Genomic DNA, 4687 nt, shown 5'->3' with positions numbered 1-4687 from the left:
GTGGTGTGGTGGCCGGTGGTGGTGAGATGGGTGAGGGCTTGGTGGAAGAGGACGGGTTGGCGGAGGTTGGTGTACCAGTAGGTGGGGTTGAGTTCGGGTCCGTGGATGGGTTGTGCGGTGACGGTGGAGATCATCGGGATGGTGGCGGGTTGGGGGTTGATGTCGGCGAGTGCGGTGGTGATGTGGTGTTGGTGGGTGTCGACTTGGGGTGAGTGGGAGGCGTAGTCGACGTTGATGCGGCGCACCCGGTGGCCGTGTGTTTCGAAGTGGGTGGTGAGGTGGTCGAGGGCTTGGGGTGTGCCGGTGATGACGGTGGTGGTGGGGGAGTTGTGGGCGGCGATGGTGGCGTCGTGGCAGTTGAGTTGGTTGAGTTGTTGTTGGATGTGGTGGGCGGGTGCGTTGATGGTGGCCATGCCGCCGTGGCCGGTGAGGTGGCGCATGGCGGTGGAGCGGGTGGTGATGATGTGGGCGGCGTCGTGGAGGGTGAGGATGCCGGCGATGTGGGCGGCGGCGATTTCGCCTTGGGAGTGGCCGATGACGGCGGCGGGTTGGATGCCGTGGCTGATCCAGAGGCGGGCGAGGGCGATCATCATGGCGAACAGGGCGGGTTGGACGATGTCCACCCGTTCCAGCCATTCCTCGTCCGGCCCCGTCAGTGTGTCGATGAGGGACCAGCCGGTGAGCGGGTCCAGGGCGTCGGCGCAGGTGTTCAGGCAGTCGCGGAAGACGGGGTTGTCGGCATAGAGGTCGTGGGCCATGCCGGGCCATTGGGAGCCTTGGCCGGGGAAGACGAAGATGGGTCCGGGGCCGGGTGGTTGGGCGTGGCCGGTGATGAGGTGGGGGGTGGGCCGGTCCTCGGCGAGCGCACGTAGACCGGTCAGGGCGGCGTCCCGGTCATCGGCGACCACGACCGCGCGGTGGGGGAGGAGTGCGCGTGTGGTGGCCAATGCGTGGGCGAAATCCGCGAGTTGGAGGTCGGGGTCGGATTCCAGCCGCTCCGCCAGCCGCCCGCCCAGGGCCGCCAGCGCCTCCTTGCTCGCCGCCGACACCACCAGCGGCACCGCTCCACCCGGCTCCGCCGCCGCTTCACCGGGCTCCGCAGCTCCTCCGCCCGGCTCCGCCTCCGACGCCATCGGCTCGACCGCCGACGCCTCCGTCAGGACCATGTGGGCGTTGGTGCCGCCCACCCCGAACGCCGACACGCCGGCCACGAGCGGTTGGTCGGGCCGGGGCCAGCCGCCCGTGTCCGTCTGCACCCGCAACCGCAGCCGCTCGAAGGGGATGGCCGGGTTGGGCGTCTCGAAGTTGAGGCTGGCGGGGAGTTCCCGATGGTGCAGGGAGAGCGCGGCCTTCAGCAGGCCCACCACGCCGGCCGCACCTTCGAGATGGCCGACGTTGGTCTTGGCCGAGCCGACCGCCAGGGGGACCGTCCGGCCGGGTGCCGTGCCCAGCGCGGCACCGAGTGCGGCGGCCTCGACGGGATCGCCGACCGGGGTGCCGGTGCCGTGGAGTTCGACGTACTGCACGTCCGCGGCGCGTACGCCCGCGTCGGCGAGTGCGGCGGACACGACCTCTTGTTGGGCCGCCGCGTTCGGTACGGCCAGGCCCTCGCCGGCGCCGTCGTGATTGACGGCGGAGCCGCTGAGCACGCAGTAGACGCGATCCCCGTCGGCCAGGGCGCGGGACAACGGTTTGAGAACGACCAGGCCGCCGCCCTCGCCCCGTACGAAGCCGTTGGCGCGCGCGTCGAAGGTGTGGCAGCGGCCGTCCGGGGAGAGCGCGCCGAAGCGCTCGACCGCGGTGGTGCTCTCGGGCACCAGGTTCAGGTGGACGCCGCCCGCCAGGGCGAGCGCCGACTCGCCGCGGCGCAGGGCCGCCGCGGCCAGGTGGACTGCGACCAGTGACGAGGACTGGCCGCAGTCGACCGTCAGGCTCGGCCCCCGCAGCCCCAGCGAGTAGGAGAGCCGGTTGGCTATCACCCCTCGCTGGACGCCGGTGAACACGTGCCGCGTGATGCCTTGTGGGCCGCTGCGGCGCAGAAGGGCGGCGTAGTCGTCGGCGATCGCGCCGACGTACACGCCCGCGGGCGTTCCGCTGAGGGAATCGGGGGCGATACCGGCGTCCTCCAGCGCTTCCCAGCCCAGTTCCAGGGTGAGTCGCTGCTGGGGGTCCATGGCCAGCGCCTCGCGGGGCGAGACACCGAAGAAGGCCGCGTCGAAGCCGTCGACGCGGTCCAGGTAGCCGCCGCGGCGGGGCGGCAGGTCGTCGTCGGCGCCCGCCGGGCAGCGGTCGGGCGGCGGCTCGGAGATCGCGTCGCGGCCCTCGCGCAGCAACTGCCAGAAGGCGGACGGGTCGGGGGCGCCCGGCAGCCGGCACGCCATGCCGATGACCGCGATCGGCTCGTCCCGCGGGCCGGTGGCCGCACCGTCCCGCGGGTCCGTACCGGCGTTGGCACCCGCGTCGGCACCGGCGTTGGCACCCGCGTTCGCAGCCGCACCGTCCCGCGGGTCCGGAGCGGCGTCGGCACTCGTGTCCGTGGCTGCGTCGGCACCCATGTCCGCGTCGTGAACCGCACCCATCACACTTGTCCCTTTCGCTGCGCCGCCGAACGAGGAATCGCCTGGGAAAACAGGGCGGGTGACGGGACCTCAGACGGCCCCGTGCGGCCGGACCGGTAGCTTCTCCAGGCCGTGGGTGACCGTGCTGGGCCGCCACCGCAGCTCGTTCGGGTCGCCGGCGAGGGACAGGTCGGGGAAGCGGTCGAGGAGCATGCCTATGGCGATCTCGGCCTCCAGGCGGGCCAGCGGAGCGCCCATGCAGTAGTGGATGCCGTGCCCGAAGGTCATCTGGCCGCCGATCGGCCGGGAGATGTCGAAGAGTTCCGGCTGGTCGAAGCGGTCGGGGTCGCGGTTGGCGGCCATCAGCGACACCATGACCACCTCGCCGACCGGGATCGTGACGTCGCCGAGCGGCACCGGCTCGATGGTGTACCGGAACGTGGCGAGGTTCACCGGGCCGTCGAAGCGCAGGAACTCCTCCACGGCCTGCGGCAGCAGCGAGCGGTCGGCGCGCAGCCTGGCGAGTTCGGCAGGGTGGGTGAGGAGGGCCAGCACACCGTTGCCGATGAGGTTGACCGCGGTCTCCGTGCCGGCCGAGAACATCAGGTAGATCGTGGCGAGCAGTTCGCCCTCGGTGAGCTTGTCGTCCTCGTCGCGGGCCGAGATCAGCGCGCTCAGCAGGTCCTCGCCGGGGTTCTCGCGCTTGACCCGGATCAGCTTCACCAGGTACTCGCGCATCGCCCGGGTGGCCTCCTCGTACCCCTCCGGGGCGAGGTCGGACAGGACGACGGCCGCGTACCGGCCGAAGGCGAGCCGCTCGGCCTCCGGCACGCCGAGCAGCGTGCACAGCAGTTCCATCGGCACCGGGTAGGCGAACGCCTCCAGCAGGTCGATCGTCTCGTGCCGGTCCATCTCGTCGAGCAGCTGGGTGGTCAGCTCCTCCAGCATGGGCCGCATGCCCTCCACCCGGCGTGGCGTGAACGCCTTGTTGACCAGCCGACGCATCCGGGTGTGGTCCGGCGGGTCGCTGGCGAGCATGTGGCCGACGAGCGCCTCGTCGTACTGCTTCGGCGCGTGGCCCTCCTTGGTGTGCTTGGCCATCAGCTCGTTGAGACCCTTGAAGTCCTTGCTCAGCCGGGTCTCGCTCAGTGCCTGCCGCACCTCGTCGTAGCGGGTCACGATCCATACCAGCGAACCGTTCGGCAGCATCACTTTCACGGCGGGTCCGGCCTCGCGGAGCCGCTTCAGTACCTCGTGGGGGGTCTGGACGAAGCTGACGTCCAGTTCCTCGGTCACCTGCATCTCCTGCACGACTGCGCCTTCCTGACCACGGGATCGCCGCCCTGCTCCGGGTCCTGCCGGGCTGCTGCGGGGAGCATGGCCCGCGCCCCTTGCCGGGCGCTGGCGGGACACCTTGCGGAACGCTGGCGGAGCCTTGCGAGACCCTTGCCGACAGCACGTCGGTCACGCCCCGGACACGCACTCGACACCCGGGATTCCGTCAACTCGGTTGCGTCAGTTGCGCCTTTGTGCCGTCAGGCGGCAAGCCGCCTCATCTCGGTCAAAAAAGTCAAAGTTCTGCACCAGGCGCAAAACAAGTGCTCTACGATCGCACCAGCACCACTGACGGGGGGATATCCGGCGACTCGTGCACCAGTACGGACACCGGTGTGAGCTGCGAGGACGGATCGGCTGCACCCGAGGAGGTGATCGGCGGCGGAAGGTGTGCGGGCAAGCCGCCCCGCTCACCCGGCTCTTACGGTCCGGCCGAAAGAATCCGGCCGTGTTCTCGACGGCCCGAGTGGACCACGGTAAGTGTGCCCAGCCCGGACCGGGCGACGCACGATTCACCCCACCTCCCGTGAAGTAAGGATGGGCATGGCTGAACCCTCCGAGCGCGAGACCGTGGAACAGACGAGTGTGCGGACGCTCGCGCCGAGAGGGGCTGCGCGGGCTCCGGGCCAAGGGAAGGAAAAAGACCCCGGTGCATGGGAGTTACGCGTCTTCGGCTCGCTCACCGCGGTGCAGGCCGGGCGTGCGCTGCCACTGGGGCCTTTGCGCCACCGCGCGTTGCTCGGGCTGCTGCTGGTGCGGTCAGGCAACGTTGTCGCCACCGGGCAGCTCATAGA

General features: G+C 70.6%; 3 protein-coding genes. 1 reads left to right on the top strand and 2 read right to left on the bottom strand.

The genetic code is table 11. The annotated features are described in order from the left end of the window. Both AC13HU_RS32555 and AC13HU_RS32550 read right to left on the bottom strand, forming a co-directional pair. Window positions 1-2381, bottom strand: a 2381-nt coding sequence (locus tag AC13HU_RS32555) for a type I polyketide synthase (RefSeq protein WP_483045582.1), incomplete at its 3' end; no start/stop codon positions are given. A gap of 267 nt (window positions 2382-2648) precedes the next feature. Then, window positions 2649-3860: a cytochrome P450 family protein gene (locus AC13HU_RS32550; protein WP_483045581.1), complete on the bottom strand. Its 1212-nt coding sequence runs from the start codon at window positions 3858-3860 to the stop codon at window positions 2649-2651. A gap of 576 nt (window positions 3861-4436) precedes the next feature. Here AC13HU_RS32550 and AC13HU_RS32545 point away from each other — a divergent pair. Then, the coding region (locus AC13HU_RS32545; RefSeq protein WP_483045580.1) for a hypothetical protein at window positions 4437-4687 on the top strand (251 nt) is incomplete at its 3' end.

It is taken from the genome of Streptomyces sp. NH27 (assembly GCF_056859195.1).
This window is presented reverse-complemented; position numbering and strand designations above follow the sequence as displayed.

What these genes read in the sequence shown, in the direction of transcription:
- AC13HU_RS32550 (WP_483045581.1), bottom strand. Translation starts at nt 3,860, where the DNA reads ATGCAGGTGACCGAGGAACTGGACGTCAGCTTCGTCCAGACCCCCCAC.